General features: G+C 67.4%; 15 protein-coding genes, 1 pseudogene and 2 riboswitches. Of the genes and pseudogenes, 4 read left to right on the top strand and 12 right to left on the bottom strand.

Going from position 1 to position 19,166, the window contains the following annotated elements; all coding sequences use genetic code 11:
• Positions 1-132: 132 nt before the first annotated feature.
• The 10 genes from VIK36_RS04645 to VIK36_RS04600 all read right to left on the bottom strand — a co-directional run bounded on the left by VIK36_RS04645 (position 133) and on the right by VIK36_RS04600 (position 11,359).
• Positions 133-3,165, bottom strand: a complete 3,033-nt coding sequence (locus VIK36_RS04645; RefSeq protein ID WP_324644251.1) for an alpha-mannosidase — start codon at positions 3,163-3,165, stop codon at positions 133-135.
• 123 nt (positions 3,166-3,288) lie between these two features.
• On the bottom strand, positions 3,289-4,167 hold the full coding sequence (gene fdhD / locus VIK36_RS04640; RefSeq protein ID WP_324644250.1) for a formate dehydrogenase accessory sulfurtransferase FdhD: 879 nt from the start codon (positions 4,165-4,167) through the stop codon (positions 3,289-3,291).
• 94 nt (positions 4,168-4,261) lie between these two features.
• Positions 4,262-5,674, bottom strand: a complete 1,413-nt coding sequence (locus VIK36_RS04635) for a molybdopterin molybdotransferase MoeA (protein ID WP_324644249.1) — start codon at positions 5,672-5,674, stop codon at positions 4,262-4,264.
• Positions 5,671-5,964: a DUF6457 domain-containing protein gene (locus VIK36_RS04630; protein WP_275181861.1), complete on the bottom strand. Its 294-nt coding sequence runs from the start codon at positions 5,962-5,964 to the stop codon at positions 5,671-5,673. The genes VIK36_RS04635 and VIK36_RS04630 overlap by 4 nt, the downstream gene beginning before the upstream one ends.
• A complete protein-coding gene (gene mobA, locus VIK36_RS04625; protein ID WP_324644248.1) occupies positions 5,961-6,671 on the bottom strand; it encodes a molybdenum cofactor guanylyltransferase in 711 nt (236 codons plus the stop codon). Before mobA ends, VIK36_RS04630 begins: the two co-directional genes overlap by 4 nt.
• A 44-nt stretch (positions 6,672-6,715) precedes the next feature.
• Positions 6,716-7,216, bottom strand: coding sequence for an HNH endonuclease (locus VIK36_RS04620; RefSeq protein ID WP_255174519.1), 501 nt, complete (start codon positions 7,214-7,216; stop codon positions 6,716-6,718).
• Between the two features lie 269 nt (positions 7,217-7,485).
• Positions 7,486-8,253 carry an NlpC/P60 family protein gene (locus tag VIK36_RS04615; protein ID WP_324644247.1) on the bottom strand — a complete coding sequence of 256 codons (768 nt, stop codon included), beginning with the start codon at positions 8,251-8,253 and terminating at the stop codon, positions 7,486-7,488.
• Between the two features lie 163 nt (positions 8,254-8,416).
• Positions 8,417-9,097 (bottom strand): C40 family peptidase, encoded by a 681-nt coding sequence (locus VIK36_RS04610; RefSeq protein ID WP_255174517.1) that lies wholly within the window; start codon positions 9,095-9,097, stop codon positions 8,417-8,419.
• A 70-nt stretch (positions 9,098-9,167) separates the two neighbouring features.
• Positions 9,168-9,363, bottom strand: a riboswitch (cyclic di-AMP (ydaO/yuaA leader).
• Between the two features lie 112 nt (positions 9,364-9,475).
• A complete protein-coding gene (locus tag VIK36_RS04605; protein WP_324644246.1) occupies positions 9,476-10,303 on the bottom strand; it encodes a M23 family metallopeptidase in 828 nt (275 codons plus the stop codon).
• A 4-nt stretch (positions 10,304-10,307) separates the two neighbouring features.
• Positions 10,308-10,550, bottom strand: a riboswitch (cyclic di-AMP (ydaO/yuaA leader).
• A gap of 107 nt (positions 10,551-10,657) precedes the next feature.
• Entirely contained in the window at positions 10,658-11,359 is a 702-nt protein-coding gene (locus VIK36_RS04600; protein WP_324644245.1) for a metal-dependent transcriptional regulator, read from the bottom strand.
• A 292-nt stretch (positions 11,360-11,651) separates the two neighbouring features.
• Between VIK36_RS04600 and serC the strand changes: the two genes are divergently transcribed.
• Positions 11,652-12,782: a phosphoserine transaminase gene (serC, locus tag VIK36_RS04595; protein ID WP_324644244.1), complete on the top strand. Its 1,131-nt coding sequence runs from the start codon at positions 11,652-11,654 to the stop codon at positions 12,780-12,782.
• A gap of 114 nt (positions 12,783-12,896) precedes the next feature.
• Here serC and VIK36_RS04590 read toward each other — a convergent pair whose 3' ends face one another.
• Together VIK36_RS04590 and VIK36_RS04585 are read right to left on the bottom strand one after the other, a co-directional pair.
• Positions 12,897-13,472, bottom strand: a complete 576-nt coding sequence (locus VIK36_RS04590; RefSeq protein ID WP_324644243.1) for a DUF3027 domain-containing protein — start codon at positions 13,470-13,472, stop codon at positions 12,897-12,899.
• Between the two features lie 6 nt (positions 13,473-13,478).
• On the bottom strand, positions 13,479-13,862 hold the full coding sequence (locus VIK36_RS04585) for a cold-shock protein (RefSeq protein WP_142131045.1): 384 nt from the start codon (positions 13,860-13,862) through the stop codon (positions 13,479-13,481).
• Positions 13,863-14,085: 223 nt separating this feature from the next.
• Here VIK36_RS04585 and VIK36_RS04580 point away from each other — a divergent pair, with 223 nt between their 5' ends.
• The 3 genes and pseudogenes from VIK36_RS04580 to VIK36_RS04570 form a co-directional block, all read left to right on the top strand.
• Complete coding sequence (locus VIK36_RS04580; RefSeq protein ID WP_324644242.1) at positions 14,086-14,319, top strand: hypothetical protein; 234 nt, start codon at positions 14,086-14,088, stop codon at positions 14,317-14,319.
• Positions 14,320-14,329: 10 nt separating this feature from the next.
• Entirely contained in the window at positions 14,330-16,807 is a 2,478-nt protein-coding gene (locus VIK36_RS04575; RefSeq protein ID WP_255174511.1) for a helicase-associated domain-containing protein, read from the top strand.
• Positions 16,808-16,820: 13 nt separating this feature from the next.
• Positions 16,821-18,458, top strand: a pseudogene (locus VIK36_RS04570) (DNA repair helicase XPB); the annotation flags it as partial.
• Between the last annotated feature and the right edge of the window lie 708 nt (positions 18,459-19,166).

Here is a 19,166-nt window from a genome sequence, read left to right as displayed (position 1 = left end):
ATTCCAAAACGCGGGAGTCCCGGGGGCCTTTGCACACATTGGGGGGATGAGTGGTGGCGGATCGTTGGGGACCGCCCCCACTCAGCCTGTTTAAGGCCCTTTTCAGCAGCCCGCGGCCTGCACGCCGCGCATCTACGTCCGGGCAAACCTCAGTGTCACCAGCTGGAACGGCCGGAGCCTGAGCACGGCACCCGCGCCGGTGGGCTGGACTCCAGCAGCTTCGGTGGTGCGCTCCAGGAGGTCCGTGGGCATAACGTCCCGCACCGGGAAGTTCGCCGTAATGTTTCCTTGGGAGCGCTGCCCCAGCGACTCATACAGCCGGACCACCACGTCCCCGGAACCGTCCTGCGCCAGTTTCACCGCTTCGATGACCAGGGCAGGATTGCTGACGGAGAACAGCGGCTCCACGCCGGCGCCTCCGCTGACCAGCCGGGGCGCCAGGTTGGTCCGGTACCCTTCCTGGACGGCATCGGCAATGTCAGCACCCGGGCGGATGGTGACGGTCAACTCGTGCCGCCCCCGGTCTGCGTCCGGGTCGGGGAACTTGGGCGCCCGCAGCAGCGACAGGCGCACCGTGGTGGTGGTTCCGCCGTCGGATTCCCTGATGTTCCTGCCCACGTCATGGCCGTAGGTGGATGAGTTGGACACGGCCACGCCGTAGCCGGGTTCACCCACATGGATCCACCGGTGGGCACAGATTTCGAACTTCGCGGCCTCCCACGAGGTGTTGGTGTGGGTGGGCCGGAAAACGTGGCCGAACTGCGTTTCGGCAGCCGACCTGTCAGCCCGGACGTCGAGGGCAAAGCCAAGCTTCAGCAGCTTTTCGCGCTCCTGCCAGTCCACTGACGTGGTGATCTCCAGTGACGGACTGCCGGGGGCAAGCGTGATGCGCTGAATCAGCGGGGAGGCGCCTGCCAGCCGTTCCACCACAACGACGACGCTGCCGCCTTCGGTGGCAAGCCGGACTGATTCTGCGTGGACCAGCTGTGTGACGTTGCGCCGGTAGAACTCGTCGATGTCCCAGGCATCCCACTCATTGGGGGTGTCCCGGTGCAGCTCCAGCAGGTTGCCGTGCTGGCCGGGAGCGATGGCTTCACGGCCGCTGGCGTGGTCACACAGGGAGGAGAGCAGTCCGTCGGCATCCACCACGGCGCGGATGATTCCGTTGTCCAGGATGTAGCCATCCTCATGCGGTGTGGCCTGCACCGGCTCCGGGGCCACCGCCGCTTCAGCCGCCGCCAGCGCGGGAACTCCATCCCGGGCGTGCGGGGCGGCGTTCAACAGGAACCGGCGGTCACCGGAGCCCAGCATGGCGGCGGCAGCGCGGCCGATCAGCGACTCGAGGGCGCTCTCGATGGCCTGGTAGTTCCGCTCGGCATCCTGATGCACCCAGGCAATCGAACTGCCGGGAAGAATGTCATGGAACTGCTGCAGCAGCACCAGCTGCCAAAGGCGCTTGAGCTCGGCGCCGGGATACTCGTAGGCACCGGCGGCGCGGACAGCAGCCGTGGCGCACCACAATTCGGCTTCACGCAGCAGGTGCTCGCTGCGCCGGTTGCCCTTCTTGGTGCGCGCCTGGCTGGTGTACGTGCCGCGGTGCAGCTCCAGATACATCTCGCCCACCCAGACCGGCAAAGCTCGATAGTCTTCCTCGGCCTGCCGGAAGAAGCTTTCCGCGGAGCCGACCCTGACCTTCGGCGATCCTTCCAGGTCGGCCGTGCGTGCAGCGGCGGCAAGCATTTCGCGGGTGGGGCCGCCGCCACCGTCGCCATACCCGAACGGCACCAGCGACACGGTGCCGCGGCCGTGGTCCCGGTAGTTCCGTTCGGCGTGGGCCAGGTCCCTGCCGCTGAGGTCGGAGTTGTAGGTGTCCACCGGCGGGAAGTGGGTGAAGAGCCGGGTGCCGTCGATCCCCTCCCAGTTGAACGTGTGGTGGGGCATCCTGTTGGTCTGGTTCCAGGAGATCTTCTGCGTGAGGAACCAGCGGCTGCCCGCGGCCTTCACGATCTGGGGCAGGGCCGCACTGTAGCCGAATGAGTCCGGGAGCCACGCCTCCCTGCATTCAATGCCAAATTCGTCCAGGAAGAAGCCCTTGCCCTCCACGAACTGCCGGGCCATGGCTTCACCTCCGGGCATGTTGGTGTCCGACTCGACCCACATGCCGCCGACCGGGACGAACTGCCCGGCGCGGACTTTTTCCCTGATCCGGCCGAACAGGTCCGGGTACAGCTCCTTGATCCAGGCCAGCTGCTGCGCGGAGGAGCAGGAGAAGACAAAGCCGGGGTCCTCGTCCATCAGGGCCACCACGTTGGAGAACGTCCGCGCACATTTGCGGATGGTTTCCCGGACCGGCCAGAGCCAGGCGGAGTCGATGTGCGCATGCCCGGTGGCAACCAGTTGGTGCGCGGAGGCATAGGCAGGCCTGGTCAGGACATCGGCGAGCGCCCGCCGCCCTGCCCCCGCGGTCCCGGCAACATCGTCCGGGTCCATCACGTCCATCATGTGTTCCAGCGCCCGGAGGATCTCGTGGCGGCGCGGAAGCTCCAGCGGAAGCTGCTCCATGAGGCCGGCAAGGGTCCAGATGTCCTGCTGCAGTTCCCACACGGTCTGGTTCAGTTCGGCGATGGCGATGTTTCCGAGCCGGTACTGCGGGGCTTTCCCTGCGGTCGCCTTGTCCCCCAATGGGGTGGCGGCAAACGTCCAGCCCTGGGCCATGTCCGGGTTCGCGGCCGCCTCAACGTAGAAGTCCACGGCCATGCCGCCGCCCAGCAGCTTGAGCGGGATGTACTGGTTGCGGGGTGATATTGCCTTGATGATGCTGCCATCGGAGCGCCAGGCGATGCCCTCGCACTGGAACCCGGGGGCCTCGGTGGTGAACCCCAGGTCCACCACCACCTCCACCGTGGTGTCCGGGCCGCCGCCCCAGGATTCGGGCACTTCCCCCTGCAGCCGCAGCCACGTGGTACCCCACGGCCGCCCCCAGGGGGCACCGTGCTCCTGCGGCTGGAACTCCTGCCGCATCGCCTCGAGCGCGGGGACCGGCTCACCGGGCACTTCCCAGCTGCTCAGGGTAAGCGGGACTGTCCTGCTGTAAACGGCAGGGACAATGCGCTCCCGCACAAACCTGGCCAGGCGGACTTCCGTGATCCTGCGGTCGTCATGCAATATAGGTCCTCTTTAAGCTGGAGACTGGATCATCGAGTCCATTCGATGGACAAATCTACCCGCTGACAGCACCGCAACCAACCCCCGGGCCCATGCAGCGGGACCGGCCCAGTGTTGGCGCCACTACGGCCTTGGGACGGCGGGTTCGGGCCTCAGGATCCGGGAGTCCCCGGCATAGATGTTGAAACTGGTGCCGCGGCTGAATCCCGCCACGGTCAAACCGTTCGCCTCTGCCAGTTCCACGGCGAGGCTGGACGGGGCACTGACGGCAGCCAGGACGGGAATTCCGGCGAGCGAAGCTTTCTGCACCAGCTCGAAGGATGCCCGGCCGGACACTTGGAGGACCGTCCCGGTCAACGGCAGGAGCCCTTCGCGCAGCGCCCAGCCCACCACTTTGTCCACCGCATTGTGCCGTCCCACGTCTTCGCGCAGGCACAGGAGCCGTGGCGCGCCGTCGTCGTCGATCCTGAACAGGCCCGCCGCGTGAACCCCGCCGGTGTCATCAAAGACGCGCTGGGATTCCCGCAGCAGGTCCGGCAGGGCGGCCAGGACCTTCGCGTCCACCGTCAGCGGGTCCGCCTGCGGGCTGTGGTGCGAGGACTTCTGGACGGCTTCGATGGAGTCCGTCCCGCAGATGCCGCAGGAGCTGGACGTATAGACCCTGCGGCCGGTGTCGGGGAGCGGAACGTCCGGCCGCAGCTGGGCCTCCACCACGTTGAATGTCTGGACGCCGTTTTCGTCCTCGCCGGCGCAGAACCGCAGCGACACCAGCTGTTCAGGGGCCCAGATGACCCCTTCGGACACCAGGAATCCGGCCACCAGGTCAAAGTCGTCGCCGGGCGTGCGCATGGTGACCGAGTAGGACAGACCGCCCAGCCGGATTTCCAGCGGTTCCTCCACGGCGAGGACGTCTTCGCGGTGGCGGACCGGGTACTCCAGGGCGCCCGGAGAACCATCCAGGAGATACTTGTGCACCTTGCGGCGCTGGGTTACTCGTCCCATGTTCCACCCTGCCTGTTCATTACTCCATCATGGCACCAACAGAGCCTGCCACGGCCCATCCGACCGGCCCTGAACGGCTCAGCCCAAAACTGGCTCAGCCCAGGAGGGCGCTCCAGTCCACGGGTCCGCTCGGTGCCGGTTTGGCCTTGGGCTGGCCCGTCCGGGCATTGCTCCGCGGTTTGGCTTTTGCCTCCCTGTCACCAGGGCGCGGAATGGGCGGCCCCCATGGCAGGGCGAAGGCCGGCACCAGTTCGCCCAGCTGCACTCCGTGCGGCGGCACCACCAGGACCCCGTCGGCAGCGGCCAGCCCGCGCATCATGCCCGGTCCCGTATGCTGCGCCGGAGACGCCATGCCGTACAGCAGGCGGAACGGCATCAGCCTGGTGCGTCCGGGGTCCGGCTCGACCATCGTCCCGCAGGGCACTTCCTCCACGGGCGGCATGGACCGGTGCCCCAGTGCGGCCAGCAGCGGAGCACCCACGGTGGAGAGGGCCATCATGGCCGCCAGCGGGTTGCCCGGAAGCCCCAGGACGAAGCGGCCGTCCGGAAGCTCGGCGAGAACCGCTGGGTGTCCCGGGCGCATTGCCACGCCGTCGATGACGAGCCGTCCGCCGAGCTCCGCCACAGCCCGCCGCAGGTGGTCCGTTCCGGAGCGCCCGGTACCCCCGGTGGTGATAACGACGTCGGCGGGCAGGTCCGGCGCGCTGGGCACCTCCGGCAGCACGTCCTCAAGCGCCGCCAGCCATTCGGCGTAGGAGTCGCCGATCCGCTGCTGTCCGCCGGCGATGCCGCCCAGCATGGCCACGACGTCGGGCAACTGCGGGCCGAACGTGTCGCGCACCTGGCCCGGGGCCGGAGTGCCCTGTTCCACCACCTCTGACCCCGTGAGCACCAGGCGGACCACCGGCTTCCCCTGGACCTGGACTTCGTCGTAGCCGGCCAGGGCGGCCAGCGCCAGGTGTGCCGGGTTGAGCTCCACCCCTGCCTTGACCAGGGTGTCCCCTTCCAGTGCTTCCTCGCCGGCCTTGCGGATGTGTTCTCCCGCGCGGGGCTCGCCGGGGCGCGCCTTGCCGCCGGGCATCAGGATGGGGAGCCCCTCATCGTCCGTGCCGAGGACAGCATTCTCGGTGCGAAGGACTGCCTTGGCGCCGGGCGGGATGAGGCCTCCCGTGGCAATGGGACTCGCCTGGTGCGGTGCCAGCCGCGTTCCGGGCTCCACCGGGATCCACGGGCCGCTGCCGTTGACAGCCCAGCCGTCCATGGCTGAGGACGCGTAGTGGGGCATGTCCTGAAGGGCCACGATGTCCCGGTCCAGTCTGCGGCCCAGGGCTATCCTGAGCGCCACCGGCCCGGGGGGTATGGGGGTTGCTGCATCGAACGCAGCTTGCCGGGCCTCTTCCCAGGTGTGGGCCGCATGATGGTGGGCGTCATGCGGCTGTTCAGTTTTGTGCGCCTCTGCTTCACTGCCCGGTGGCGCCTCCGGATCGCTGTGGGGTTCTGCCGTCATTCGCCGGGAGTCCCGGCGGCTTCAGCGTCGTAGTCTTCCGCGAGGGAACGGGCAACGGCCAGCGCCGCGTCCATCGATGCTGCGTCCATTTCCCTGCCGGGAGCAGCCGCCAGCCCTGCGGCGAAGCCTGCGATGAAGGTGGTCAGCGGCGCGGCCGGCCTGACAACCGCATGGGCAGCGACGCCGGCCAGCGCCAGCACGGCGTTGACATCCACCTGGACATCTTCAAGCTTGTAGGCCTGGAGAAGCGCCCTGCACCACTCTTCCAGCGTCTCGTCCTGGCTTTTCACGACTTGCCTCCCACGTTAGCTCCGCCCATGAACGGGTCCTGGCCCGCGCGCTGGTTCCCGGCGGCAATCCCCAGCGCGGCAGCATCGTCCCAGGTATCCACATCGGATGTGGACCCGGCGGGGACTGTGACAAGCTGCACGTCCAGACTAGCAAGGAGCGCCCTCACAGATCCGTTGACCAGGGCGTTGCGGGCAGCCAGGTCGCAGCAGGCTTTTGTTAACTCAGCCGTGCTGTAAAAACCCGCCAGGGGCTGGGCCTTTCCATCGCCGGAACAAGCCATCACACCACCCCCACCGGCCGCAGCATCGGTGCGCGTCAGGACATCCTTCAGCACAGCCACCGCCTGGGAGGCCAGCGGCATGTCGCACGCCAGCACCAGGCACCAGGGCGCACCTTCACCGCTCCTGGCCAGCGCGGCCAGGCCTGCGGCTATTGCGGCAGCAGGCCCGGCGAATTGCGGCTCCTCGCGGCACATCAGCACGGCGGAGGGCCGGGTTGACGGGGCCGGCAGACCCCCGGACTCCACCGGCAGGGACCCCGCATCACCCACCACCACGGTGCGGCGGGCGCCGTCTGCCGCGGCCACGGCGCGCTCAAGGAGGGTCTGGCCCTGGTAGACCAGCGACTGCTTGGGTACCCCGCCCAGCCGGGATGACCGCCCCCCGGCCAGGATCAGGGCGTCGAAAACCACCATGCTCTTTTGCACTCCCCCAGACTAGCGATCAGCAAGGCTGGGGGCAGCGCGATGCGTCAGGCGGCGCGCTCCGGAAGAAGGAACGGATCCCACGCCGGCGTCGGCTTCTCCAGTTCCTTGATCTGCCAGATCGTTCCGTGCGGCGGCCCGGGCACGAACCGAAGGGTCCAGCCCATCTCCGCGGGAGTGTGGTCGCCCTTGACGTTGTTGCACCGCAGGCAGGCGGCCACAAGATTTTCCCATGAATCGGCACCGCCCCGCGACTTCGGGTGAACGTGGTCGATTGTGTGCGCCGCCTTGCCGCAGTAGGCACATTTATGTCCGTCGCGCCGGAGCACACCCCTGCGGCTGACTGCCGTCGAGTGGTTGTACCGGGGCCGTATGTAGCGGTTGAGGAGGATCACGGACGGGCGGCCCAGAACGTCGGTGGGCCCTACCACCGGGTCATCCCCTTCGGCCACCACGCTTGCCTTGCCCGTGAGCACAAGCACCAGCGCCCGGCGGAAAGTGATAACCGCCAGCGGTTCATATCCAGCATTCAGAACGAGAGTGCGCATGCACTTACCTCTTCACGGCCGCACCCGTCAGGGGCACGAGGGCCGGCTGCCCTCGGCATGTCCGGGCTATGGATCGACATCACAAGAGTAAACAAAGAAGTGCAAAATCAGGTAATCGCCGCCCCCGGAGCCCAACCGGGGCACGAAGACGGGAAAGGCAAGGGGCACCACTGGGGGAACCCGTTAAAGCGCGAGGGACCCCCGCCTGGCGGCGGGGGTCCCTTACAGCAATTCGCGGGCGGCGTTGGATCAGGCCGCCCCAGGACTGCCTAACGTACGCGGATGGCAACCGCGCCAGAGCCAACATTGGCGCTGAAGACCACGGTGTCGTTGCCGTTGAAGCCGCCGTGGACGGCCATCCCGTTTCCGGCGTAAACGGCAATGTGAGCCATACCTCCGCCACCGTCAGCGTAGTACAGCAGGTCACCGGCCTGGGCCTGGGACATGGGCACAGTGTCACCCAGTGACAGGTAGCCAGCCGGCCAGTCGTGGAAGTGGATGCCGACGGCGGCCAGTGCGTTGGTCACCAGCATGGTGCAGTCTTGGTGCACGCCGAGCTGGGCGTAAGCGGCGGACAGGATGGCAGCACCCTTGCCGCTGGCCGAAGCCTGGCCTGCCGGTGCGGCCGGAGCGGCAGCGGTTGCAACCTTGGCGGTGACCTTGGGAGCAGCAGCCGGCTGGGCGGCAGGAGCAGCTTCCTGCACCTGAACCTCGGGCTCCGGCTCAACGACGGGAGCCGGCGTGGTGGTAACGGCGGGCTTCTCGTAGCTGATGGAAATAGTGGAAGCCGCGGAAATCGGGGCGTCGACGACGGATTCAACTTCCAGCTGGGATGCAGGAGCGGAATCGCGCTTGACGTTGGTGTCGGCAGCGTTGGCCGCGATGCCACTGGTCAGGACCAGACCGGAAGCAGCAGCGATGACAGCAGCCTGGCGGCCCATGCCACCGGCATTGTCGCTGACAGCTTTGGCAATGACAGCGATCGAGTTGGTTTTGGTGACCTCGGCGCGGTGCCGTGCGGTAGCACGAGTCGTCATCAGTTCTCTCTTTCGTTTTTCCTTCGAACCGCGGGTAGGCAGGCAAAGGGAACTGGACGCGCCGGCATCTTGGGGGCAAGCCGGCGCATTCCGAACGGGGATGTGGTTTCTAGCGAAAAAGCTTTGGGCAAAGAAATAGCCCTTGGAGCATGAAGCCCAAGAACTACTTGTTGAGGTGGTAGTACGACGAGGTACCGGTGGCTGCAGGCGAGTGGAGCAGCGTGCCCTGGGAAGGGTTGAGTGCGCTGACCATCATGCCGTTGCCGACGTAGATGCCCACGTGCGCGCCGCCGTTCTGGACCACAACGTCGCCCGGCTGCGGGGTGGAGGTGGGGGTCATGATGTTCCACGCGTTGGTGCGGGGGATGCTGATCCCGGCCTGGGCGTAGACCCACTGGACGAACCCGGAGCAGTCCCAGCCGGTGACGGGGCTGGTGCCGCCCCACACGTAGGAGTGGCCGATGCCGGTGTAGGCGATTGCTGCAATGCCGGAAGTTGCGGCGGAGACAGTCTCGGCAGCCTTGGCGGCAGGGGCAGCGTCCTGGCCTGCGGTGGCAGCGGCGTCGCGCTCGGCCGGCGCAGTGGACTGCGGACGCACCGCTTCCACCTTTGGAGCGGCGGTGGTCTTCACGACGGGACGTTCGAAGGAAACCGTAGCCGTGGGGGCGGCAGTGACGGCGAGGGCCGTCTGGGCCGAACCGGACTCGGTGGATGCGGAGACACCAGCGGTGGTGTCAGCTGCGGTGGCGGGCAGGCCCATGCTCAGGATGAGGCCCGACGCGGCTGCCACAACGGCAGCCTGGCGGCCTACGGTCCCGGCATTTGCACTGACCGCCTTGGACACGGCGTCCAGGGGGTTAATGCGAACCGTTTGCGCACGGTGGCGCGCAGAATTATGGCGTGAAGACACGAAGGTAGCCTCTCCCAATGCCTGCGAGGTGAGCTGTCGGATTCGGATGGGAGTCACCCGGCCACTCTGCTTCCTGGGAAGCTCATGACTTAACCCCAAGGCCTTCAGGAAATGAAGGCCAAAATTGGTTCCCCCGCCCCTGCCAGACGATGAAATGCGAACGGACCTTGAGCGGTGGCAGAGTTAGGCAATCCACTCAAGAGCGTCAACTTCGGAAAAGTTGACGCGAGTTAGACGGTACAGCAGTTTTGTTTCAATGTCACATTCAGGTCACGGCAGGTCACTGCGATCTGAGAGTGGACAATCATTCGGCTACAGCCAGCCCATGGGATCGACCACTTCGCCGTTGACCTGGACCTCAAAGTGCAGGTGGCAGCCGGTGGATGCGCCCGTGGTGCCGCTGAGCGCCACAACCTCGCCGCGGGAGACGGTCTGGCCCACCTTGACGTTGAACGACGACAGGTGGTTGTAGGTGGTCTCCAGCCCGTTGCCGTGGTCGATGACCACCCGGTTTCCACCGCCATACTGGTGCCAGCCCGCGAAGGTCACGGTGCCGGTCGCGGCCGCCAGGACGGACGTTCCGCACTGTGCCACGAAGTCCTGGCCGCGGTGGAAGTCTCCGGAGCCGCCGGTGATGGGGCTCACGCGGTAACCAAAGGGCGAGGCGGTGGTGAGGGATGCCAGCGGTGCGGCCAGGGTGCCGGCCGAGGCGGCCCGCGTGACGGAGCCGGCGGACTGGGCGCTCAGGAGCTGCTTCAGCTTCCCGTCGGGGTCGGCCTGGGTCACCACTGCCGAACGGCTGAAGTCGATTTGGGCGCCAACATCAGCGGAAATCTGGGGCTGCGGACTGACGGCGGAGGCTGCCAATGGCGCGTTGCCGGCGGCGTCCGTGGCCATGACGGGGCTGGTGGCGGGCACCGTGACCGTCAGAACCAGGCCGGTGGCGGCCAGGGCGATTCCAGCTTTCTGGCCAATGCCACTGGCGGCGGCGAACTCCGTCACCTGCCGGAACGGACCCCGGCGGCGGCGCGCGTCGCGATGCAGATCGCGGGGACGCTCCGCTGCGGCATCTTCGACAACCCGGGGTGCCGAAGGGGGGCCTGCGGCGCGGCGGCGCCCCCGGGAGGTCTGCGTGGTCAAGAAGGGTTCCTCTCTGGAAAAGCCTGCGGAGTTAGCTGTCGGATTCGGGTCAGAGAGATCAAAGACCCGGCCCGTCAGGGGCAAGCTTCTGCACAGGGGTATTCCCGGAAGAATCCTTCACTGGAGAGGCTTGCTGCTGACGGACTTCACCCCAAGGCAGTCCCCCGCTGCCAATTGTGGTTCCCCCGCCTCTGCCAGTAACGACTCGTGCACCCGATCCGCTGGCAGAGCTCGGCTCCGTATCGGGTAACGCTTAAGTATCAACGATTGCTTCCACTATAGGGCCTTAAGACCCTAGGTAACAATTCCGTTATCTTTGCGTGGAAGCTCTGCGCTGGGGTATTGGGACGCGGCTCAGGGCTGCTTAACAGCGACAAAAACATGCGCGGCTACCTCAGGCGGCAACTCCAGCGCACCTTCGATTCCGGACACCCGTACGGAGATGTAATCTCCCACGCGTTCCAGCGCAACGGCAGCGCCGGGCCGGATCCCGCCTTCGTCCAGTTGCGCCAGCAGTTCCGGCTCCACCTGGATTGGCTCAGCCAGCCGGCTGATGGTCACTGCAGAGGCGGGACCGTAGCCCTTCATGGCCTCCACCAGGCTGATGGCTCCGTCGGGGAAGCCGGTGGCCGGTTGTCCGCCCAGGGCAGCGAGGCCGGGGATCGGGTTGCCGTAGGGCGATTCGGTGGGGTGGTCCAGCATCTCGTAGATGCGCCGCTCAACGCGCTCGCTCATGACGTGTTCCCAGCGGCAGGCTTCGTCGTGCACGTAGGCCCAGTCCAGACCGATAACGTCAGCCAGCAGGCGTTCGGCCAGCCGGTGCTTGCGCATGACTTCGGTGGCCCGCTTGCGGCCCGTGTCCGTGAGTTCAAGGTGCCTGTCGCCGGAGACGACGACGAGTCCGTCGCGTTCCATCCTGCCGATGGTCTGGGACACCGTGGGGCCGGAGTGGCGCAGACGCTCGGCGATACGGGCCCGAAGGGCAACGATGTTTTCTTCCTCAAGCTCCAGGATGGTCCTGAGGTACATCTCCGTAGTGTCGATCAGATCCGTCATCCAGCTCAGCTCCTCGAGCGCAGTACCTTGCGTTGTCCCACCGTACCGCCTGTTCCCGCGAGGTAGTCCGGGGGCTAGCTTAGCCTATTTTGACTTTGTCCGAATAGCTGGCCCCTGGGCAGCACCCATGAACCGGACCGTCTCATTGTCTGGACTTTGCCCCCTCCGGCTCCCGCACCCACTGCCCTTCAGGCAGAATGGAACAGGCCTGCCGCGCAGCCATCGCGCGCTGCGGCCACCCTTACCCGCCCGTCCGGACCAAGGTTTTCGTCCCCGCCGAATTGGAGCACCTGTGAGCGACACCAGCATCACGATCCCCGCCGACCTCCTGCCCAAGGACGGGCGGTTCGGCGCCGGCCCGTCAAAGGTCCGCCAGGAACAGATCGATGCCCTGGCAGCAGCGTCCAAGACCATCCTCGGCACCTCGCACCGCCAGGCGCCGGTCAAGAACCTGGTCGGATCGGTCCGCGACGGGCTGAGCCGGTTCTTCCGTGCCCCTGAGGGGTATGAGGTGGTCCTCGGCGTTGGCGGCTCCACGGCCTTCTGGGACATCGCAAGCTTTGGCCTGGTGGAGAAGAAGGCCCAGCACCTCTCCTTTGGTGAGTTCGGGTCAAAGTTCGCCGCAGCCACCAACAAGGCGCCCTTCCTGGAGGCCTCCTCGATCATCAAGTCCGAGCCCGGCACCCGTCCGGCAGCGCAGGCCGAGGCCGGCGTGGACGTCTATGCCTGGCCGCAGAACGAGACCTCCACCGGTGTGGCGGCCCCGGTCGCGCGCGTCTCCGGAGCTGACGAGGGATCGCTCGTGCTGGTGGACGCCACCTCGGCGGCCGGCGGCCTGGACGTGGACATTGCGCAGAGCGACGTCTACTACTTCGCCCCGCAAAAGAACTTCGCCTCCGACGGCGGCCTCTGGCTTGGACTGTTCTCCCCCGCCGCCATCGAGCGTGCCGCGCGGGTCAAGGCCAGCGGCCGCTGGATCCCGGATTTCCTGGACCTCCAGACCGCCATCGACAACTCCCGCCTGAACCAGACGTACAACACGCCCTCGCTGTCCACGCTGGTCACCCTGGACGCCCAGGTCCAGTGGCTGAACTCCAACGGCGGCCTGGACTTTGCCGCCGCGCGCACCGCTGACTCCGCAGGGCGCATCTACAGCTGGGCCGAGGCTTCCGACTTCGCCACCCCCTTCGTGGCCAACCCGGAGGAACGCTCCAACGTCATCGCCACCATCGACTTCGACGAAACGGTTGATGCGGCAGTTGTGGCGAAGATCCTGCGCGCCAACGGCATCGTGGACACTGAGCCCTACCGGAAGCTGGGCCGCAACCAGCTGCGCATCGCCACCTTCGTGGCCATCGAGCCGAGCGATGTCTCGGCCCTGCTGTCCAGCATCGACTACGTGGTGGGCGAGCTGCGGAAGTAGGCACGGAATACAGGTACGGATAACGTACGACGGCGCCGTCAGGGTTCTTCCCGGACGGCGCCGTTTTTCGTTGTCCCCGGCAAAGGGGTGGCCGGTTTCCCGGCGGAGGTGCGGTCAGGCTCCTGCCTGGGTGCCGGCGTCGTCCGTCACATACCGGGCCTCTTCCGCTGGTTCCTGGCCGTCCGCCGCAGGACCCTCCGTTTCAGGGCTGTCCGTTTCAGAGCCGTCCGTTTCAGGGCTTTCCGCTTCAGAGGAGTCCGCTTCAGGCGAGTCCGCTTCGGATTCCTGCTGCTGGTCCTCGGGGCGGACACGTTCGGCCCAGGGCACCCACTCGGGGGCGAGGATGGAATCCTCGGACGGCAGCAGGCCCAGCTCATTGACCGTAACCACCTTGGAGCGCGAGTTGCGGGTCAGCACCGCGTACCACTGCCACCCTGCGTAGCCGGGCAGCCTCGACTCGAACAGGTGCGTGACCAGCCGGTCGCCCTCGCTCTTGGCGGCCAGGTGCGGGCCGATGGTAGCCGCCGGCGTGATGCCCTCCACTGCGGTCCGGGCAGTGTCCACCGCCGCGGCCAGGAAAGCGTCCGGCTTGCCCGTACGCCACACGGGCACGCCGGCCTTGCGCTTGGGCGGAGTCTTGGCAGCCTGCTCCTGCACTGGCGTGCCCAGCTGTTCAGAATCGGGAGTCATGGGCGCCTAAACGTCCAGCTCGTCGGCGACCTTGCGCAGGGCGGCAGCAATGGCCTTGCCCTTGTTGCCCTCCGGGTACTTGCCCTTGGACAGGGTCCCCGACAGGTTGTCCAGGACGGTCACCAGGTCCTGCACCAGCGGGGCAAGATCCTTTGCGCTGGGGCGCTTGGCCTTGGCAATGGAAGGCGTCTTGTCCAGCACCCGCAGGCCCAGTGCCTGGGCACCCTTGCGCCCGTCCGCTACGCCGAACTCCACCCGGGTGCCGGCCTTCAGCTCCGTGACGCCCTCGGGCAGCGACGACTTGGGCAGGAAGACCTCCTGGCCGTCTTCTCCCGCGAGGAACCCAAAGCCCTTGTCCTTGTCATACCACTTGACCTTGCCGGTAGGCACGTAATCAACCTTCTTCGTTCTGCTGTCATGAGACACGGCGGCTGCCACCGCATCCGCATTGTTGTGCGGGTTCAGGGTATGGCAAACGGAAACCGTGTTGGTCTGTATGCTTCAAGGTTATCCTGCCGCATGGCCTATTGATGCTTTGGGGAGCACTGTTCCGCCGCAGGCGCAAGGCCCCGGCTTTTACCCGCACCGCTCCGGGCGCGGTAGCGTTGCGTCCATGACTCCCTCGCGTTACCGGCGGCCGTTGATGGTCCTCGCCGCAGTTGTGGCCGTGCTGTCCCTGATAGCCGTGGCAGCTGTCATGGCGCTTGCCTTCGCCGGCTCGGTAGCTCCTGCCTGGATCACGTACACCGCGCTTTACGGCCTGCCGGTGGCCTTCATCCTGATGCTCCTGCTGGTCCTGGACGGTGTTGTCGCCCGGCGGCGGGCGGGAAGGGCACAGCAGCGGTAACGTTGGACTGATGTCCCTTATTCGCGCGCTTGGCAAGGACCTGGAGGCACGCAGCGACGATTCGTTGCGTGCGCTGTTCGCCGCGCGGCCGGACCTTATTTCCCCTTCCGTCCCGGACTTTGCCGCACTGGCGGCACGCGCCAGTTCCCGCGTCAGCGTCCAGCGCGCCCTGGAGCGGCTCGACCGGCCGCACATGCAGGTCCTGGAAACCCTCCATCTGTGCACCAACACCGACACCGGACACAGTGCGTCCGCTGAAGGCGTGCACAGACTGATCCACGGCTCCGCCTTGGCTACCGTCACCCAGATCCTGGGCACCCTGCAGGAGCTGGCCCTGGTGCACCCCGCCCCTCCCCCGCACGGCACCCCTTCCCCTGCTGCCGACCAGCCGTTCTACCTCCCGGCGGGCTCGCTCAAGGACGTGGTGGGGATCTATCCGGCCGGCCTGGGCCGCAGCTATACCGAGCTGGTCCGCCTGCAGCCGGCCTTCGCCCAGCGGGCCGTGCAGCTGGTCTCCGAGCTGCACCACAGCGGGTTCGCAATCCACGAAGCCACCACGCCCATGGAGGCTGCCCTGGCCCTTCAGCACTGGACCTCCTCCCCGGAGGCGCTGCGGGACATCCTCGCCGGCGCCCCGGAGCGGACGACGGCGCTGCTCGCCCGGTTCCGGAACTGGGCCATGGGTGCCGTCCCCCAGGCGCAGCGGAAAGCGTCGGTCACCACGGAGGGCGCCGACGTCGGGCCCGTTGACTGGCTCCTTGCCCGCGGGCTGCTGGTTCCGCTGGACGCCGCCCACGTGGAGCTGCCCCACAGCGTGGGACTGGCCCTCCGCGGCGGCTCGATCATCAACGATTTCACTCTTGCGCCACCGGTCCCCGAGCTTGGCCGGACAACGGCGGCGCTGCGCAGGAATGCGGCCCTGAGCTCCATCTCGGAAACCCTGCGGCTGGTCTCGGAACTGCTGCATGCCGTCCGGGAGCACCCGCTGGCCACGCTGCGCAGTGGAGGTGTGGGTGTCCGTGAGATACGCCGCCTGGCAGAGCACCTGCGGATTGACCAGGGTGCGGTGGGCCTGCTGCTGGAACTGTGCGGCCTGGCTGGCCTTATCCGGCTCGACGTCGACTCCTCATCGTGGGTGCAGCCCCCGCAACTGGAATGGCTGGTCCTTCCCCGGCAGGAACAGTGGCTGTGGCTGGTGAACGCGTGGCTGGCCAGCGAGCGCGTGCCGTCCATGGTGGGCCAACCGGTGAATTCGGCGCCGGGCGCAGCGGCCGGCCGGTCGGCGTCGGGAACCACCATCGCCGCGCTGTCCGCCGGGGCGCAGCGGCCCGATGCTCCCGTGGTCCGCAAGCGGATCCTCGAGATCCTGCACGAGCTCACCCAGCAGGCGGCCGCGTCCGACGGCGCCGCTCCCGTCCTTGACGCCGCCGCCGTCCTGCAGCGTGCAGAGTGGTCGCAGCCTCGTATGGCCCGGCGGTTCAGCTCACTGATCCGCGGCGTCCTGGCCGAAGCGGAGATGCTGGGCCTGGTCGGTTCGGGTGCCCTGAGCCAACTGGGCAGCGCCGTCGCCGAGGACGATCCTGATGCCGCCCTTGCCATCCTGGGCGAGCACCTGCCTGCGGCCCTGAACCATGTGCTGCTGCAGGCGGACCTGACCGCTGTGGCCCCCGGCTACCTGGCACCGTCGCTGACCGAAAAGCTCCTGGCCATGGCCGACGCCGAGGGGCAGGGCCCGGCCACCATCTACCGCTTCTCCGCAGAGTCCATCAAACGGGCACTGGACCACGGCTACGACGCTGCGGCCCTGCTGGCGTTTCTTCGCGAACACTCAGCCACCGCCGTGCCGCAGCCGCTGGAATACCTCGTGGAGGACACCGCTTCCCGGCACGGCCGGCTCCGCGTGGGCCAGGCTGCCAGCTTCATCCAAAGCGACGACGAAGCAGCCCTGCGCGAGCTGCTGGCAGGACCGAAAGCCGCCCAGCTGGGCCTGGCCAGCCTGTCACCCACGGTTGTGACCTCATCGGCGCCGCCCCGCGAACTGGCCGCCGCACTCCGGAGCCTGGGACTGTCCCCGTCTGTGGACGGGGCCGAGCCCGCGGCCCACCTGCGCCGGCCTTCCACGCCGCAGGAAAGCTCCCGCCCCGTCTACACCGCCCCGCGGATGGCGCCCCCGGCGGAGGAGGTTGAAGCCCAGCTGCACGTCCTGCGGCAGGCGGGCGCCGGCGTCGGACACCACCCGGGCGCCGTTGCCGGCAGTGAGGCAGCCACCCAGCTGGGGCTTGAGGCCCTGCAAAGGGCCATTCGCCTGAAGCAGCGGATCCACATGAACGTGGTGGACAGCCTGGGGAATGCCAGCCTGGAAGTCGTTGTTCCGCTATCTGTGAGCGGGGGCAGGGTCCGTGTCTTCGATCCCGCCAGGGACACAGAGCGGGTCCTGTCCGTGCACCGCATCATCGATATCGAGGCCGCAGAGGAACTGCGCCAGTGAAGGATTTCCCCGCGTGACCGACGGACCCCTGATCGTCCAAAGCGACAAAACCATCCTCCTTGAGGTGGACCACGAGCTGGCCACCGAAGCCCGGCACGCCATCGCGCCTTTCGCCGAGCTGGAGCGGGCACCCGAGCACATGCACAGCTACCGGCTGACCCCGCTGGGCCTGTGGAACGCAAGGGCCGCCGGGCTGGACGCCGAAAAGGTGCTGGACGCCCTGCTGAAGTACTCCCGCTTCCCCGTGCCGCATGCCCTGCTGATCGACGTCGCGGAAACCATGTCCCGGTACGGCCGGCTGCGGCTCGAAAAAGACCCCCGCCACGGGCTGGTCATGCGGACGGACGACTACCCCGTCCTGGAGGAAGTGATCCGGGCCAAGAAGATCGCGCCGCTGCTGGGGCCCAGGATCGACGGCGAGACGGTGGTGGTGCATGCCTCCCAGCGCGGCCAGCTCAAGCAGCTGCTGCTGAAGATCGGCTGGCCAGCGGAAGACCTGGCCGGCTACGTGGACGGCACCCCGCACCTTATTTCCCTCAACGAGGACGGCTGGGAACTGCGGCCGTACCAGCGCCTGGCCAGTGAAAACTTCTGGGCGGGCGGCAGCGGCGTGGTGGTACTGCCCTGCGGTGCCGGCAAGACCCTGGTGGGAGCGGCAGCCATGGCCACTGGGTCCACCACCACGCTGATCCTGGTCACCAACACGGTGGCGGCCAGGCAGTGGAAGGACGAACTGATCAGGCGCACCTCCCTCACGGAGGATGAGGTGGGTGAATACTCCGGCGCCCTCAAGGAGGTCAGGCCGGTGACCATCGCCACCTACCAGGTGCTCACCACCAGGCGCGGCGGCATCTACCCCCACCTGGAACTGGTGGACGGCCATGACTGGGGCCTGATCATTTATGACGAGGTCCACCTCCTCCCGGCACCGATCTTCAGGATGACCGCCGACCTGCAGGCCCGCCGCCGGCTTGGGCTCACCGCCACCCTGGTCCGGGAGGACGGGCGCGAGGGCGAGGTCTTCAGCCTGATCGGACCCAAACGCTATGACGCCCCGTGGAAGGACATCGAGTCCCAGGGCTACATTGCCCCCGCGGACTGCGTGGAGGTCCGCGTGGACCTGCCAGGTGATGAACGCGTTGCCTATGCCATGGCCGATGATGCGGACAAGTACCGGCTCTGCGCCACCTCGGAGTCCAAAACCCAGGTGGTGGAGCAGCTGGTGACGCGGCACGCCGGGGAGCAGCTGCTGGTGATCGGTCAGTACATCGACCAGCTGGATGACCTTGGGGCGCGTCTGGAGGCACCCGTGATCAAGGGCGACACCTCCGTCAAGGTGCGGCAGAAACTCTTTGACGCGTTCCGCGCCGGGGAACTGCAGACCCTGGTGGTGTCCAAGGTGGCCAATTTCTCCATCGACCTGCCCGAGGCCTCGGTGGCCATCCAGGTGTCCGGTTCCTTCGGGTCACGGCAGGAGGAAGCGCAACGGCTGGGCCGGCTGCTGCGGCCCAAGAAGGACGGCCGCGCCGCCCGCTTCTACTCCCTGGTGGCACGGGACACCCTGGACCAGGATTTCGCCGCCAAGCGCCAAAGGTTCCTTGCCGAGCAGGGCTACGCCTACCGGATCATGGACGCCAAGGACGTGCAGGCCGCGGCCTGCGCGGCCTCAGCTGATGCCCTCAGAGCTGTCCCGCTCCATGGTTCCCGTCCGCGGGTCCAGCTGGGGGCGTTCGTAGGCCAGTTCCCCGCCGCTCCGGCCGCCATAGGGGCGGCCGTGGTCGGCGAATTCCTCCCGGAAGAAGGCAAGGCACCACTGCCCCATTTGGATCCTTGCCCCGGTCCGCAGCACGGAAGGCCCTGTCCTGGAGACACTTCCGCTGACCGGCCCGTGCGGCACCAGGACGTACTCATCCTGCTCGTCGTGCCTTATTTCGGCGTGGAGTGCTTCCAGTCCCTCCAGTTGGACATCCGACCCGGGACTGCCGCCTATGGTCGTGACCTCCCCGGAGAGGGCCACCTCCCGCGGGATCTGGCCGGTCCAGGTGGCGGCATCCTGGACAAAGATCAGCCGCGGCCGCCCGCCACCCCTGGCGTAGTGGGTGGTGGTGATGCGCCGGATGATGTTCCGCTGGACTGTGGGGACCAACGGCAAGGGCGTGGACGGGGGCAGCAGTGGCATGCCCCTGCGCCTCCGCCTGCCCTGCCTGACCAGCGGCAGCAGGGAGCCGGGCTTGCCAAGTTTGATGTATGGCGAGCGCGTCACCAGCCGCTGTGACGCCGGGCTGTCCACGTTGCCCAGGCTGACGATGGTTCCGTCAGGTCCGGCCACGGTGACGCTGACCCCCTTACGGGCCAGCAG

This window comes from Pseudarthrobacter sp. LT1 (assembly GCF_035621795.1).
In the GTDB taxonomy this organism is placed as follows: Bacteria; Actinomycetota; Actinomycetes; order Actinomycetales; family Micrococcaceae; genus Arthrobacter.
Note: the sequence above shows the minus strand (reverse complement) of the source record. Positions and strands in the feature narration are given on the sequence as shown.

Bases quoted from the DNA above. Each gene is read 5' to 3' on its own strand.
- fdhD (WP_324644250.1), bottom strand. From the start codon at position 4,167: ATGGGACGAGTAACCCAGCGCCGCAAGGTGCACAAGTATCTCCTGGAT.
- VIK36_RS04635 (WP_324644249.1), bottom strand. From the start codon at position 5,674: ATGACGGCAGAACCCCACAGCGATCCGGAGGCGCCACCGGGCAGTGAA.
- VIK36_RS04620 (WP_255174519.1), bottom strand. From the start codon at position 7,216: ATGCGCACTCTCGTTCTGAATGCTGGATATGAACCGCTGGCGGTTATC.
- VIK36_RS04615 (WP_324644247.1), bottom strand. From the start codon at position 8,253: ATGACGACTCGTGCTACCGCACGGCACCGCGCCGAGGTCACCAAAACC.
- VIK36_RS04600 (WP_324644245.1), bottom strand. From the start codon at position 11,359: ATGACGGATCTGATCGACACTACGGAGATGTACCTCAGGACCATCCTG.
- VIK36_RS04590 (WP_324644243.1), bottom strand. From the start codon at position 13,472: ATGACTCCCGATTCTGAACAGCTGGGCACGCCAGTGCAGGAGCAGGCT.
- VIK36_RS04580 (WP_324644242.1), top strand. From the start codon at position 14,086: ATGACTCCCTCGCGTTACCGGCGGCCGTTGATGGTCCTCGCCGCAGTT.
- VIK36_RS04575 (WP_255174511.1), top strand. From the start codon at position 14,330: ATGTCCCTTATTCGCGCGCTTGGCAAGGACCTGGAGGCACGCAGCGAC.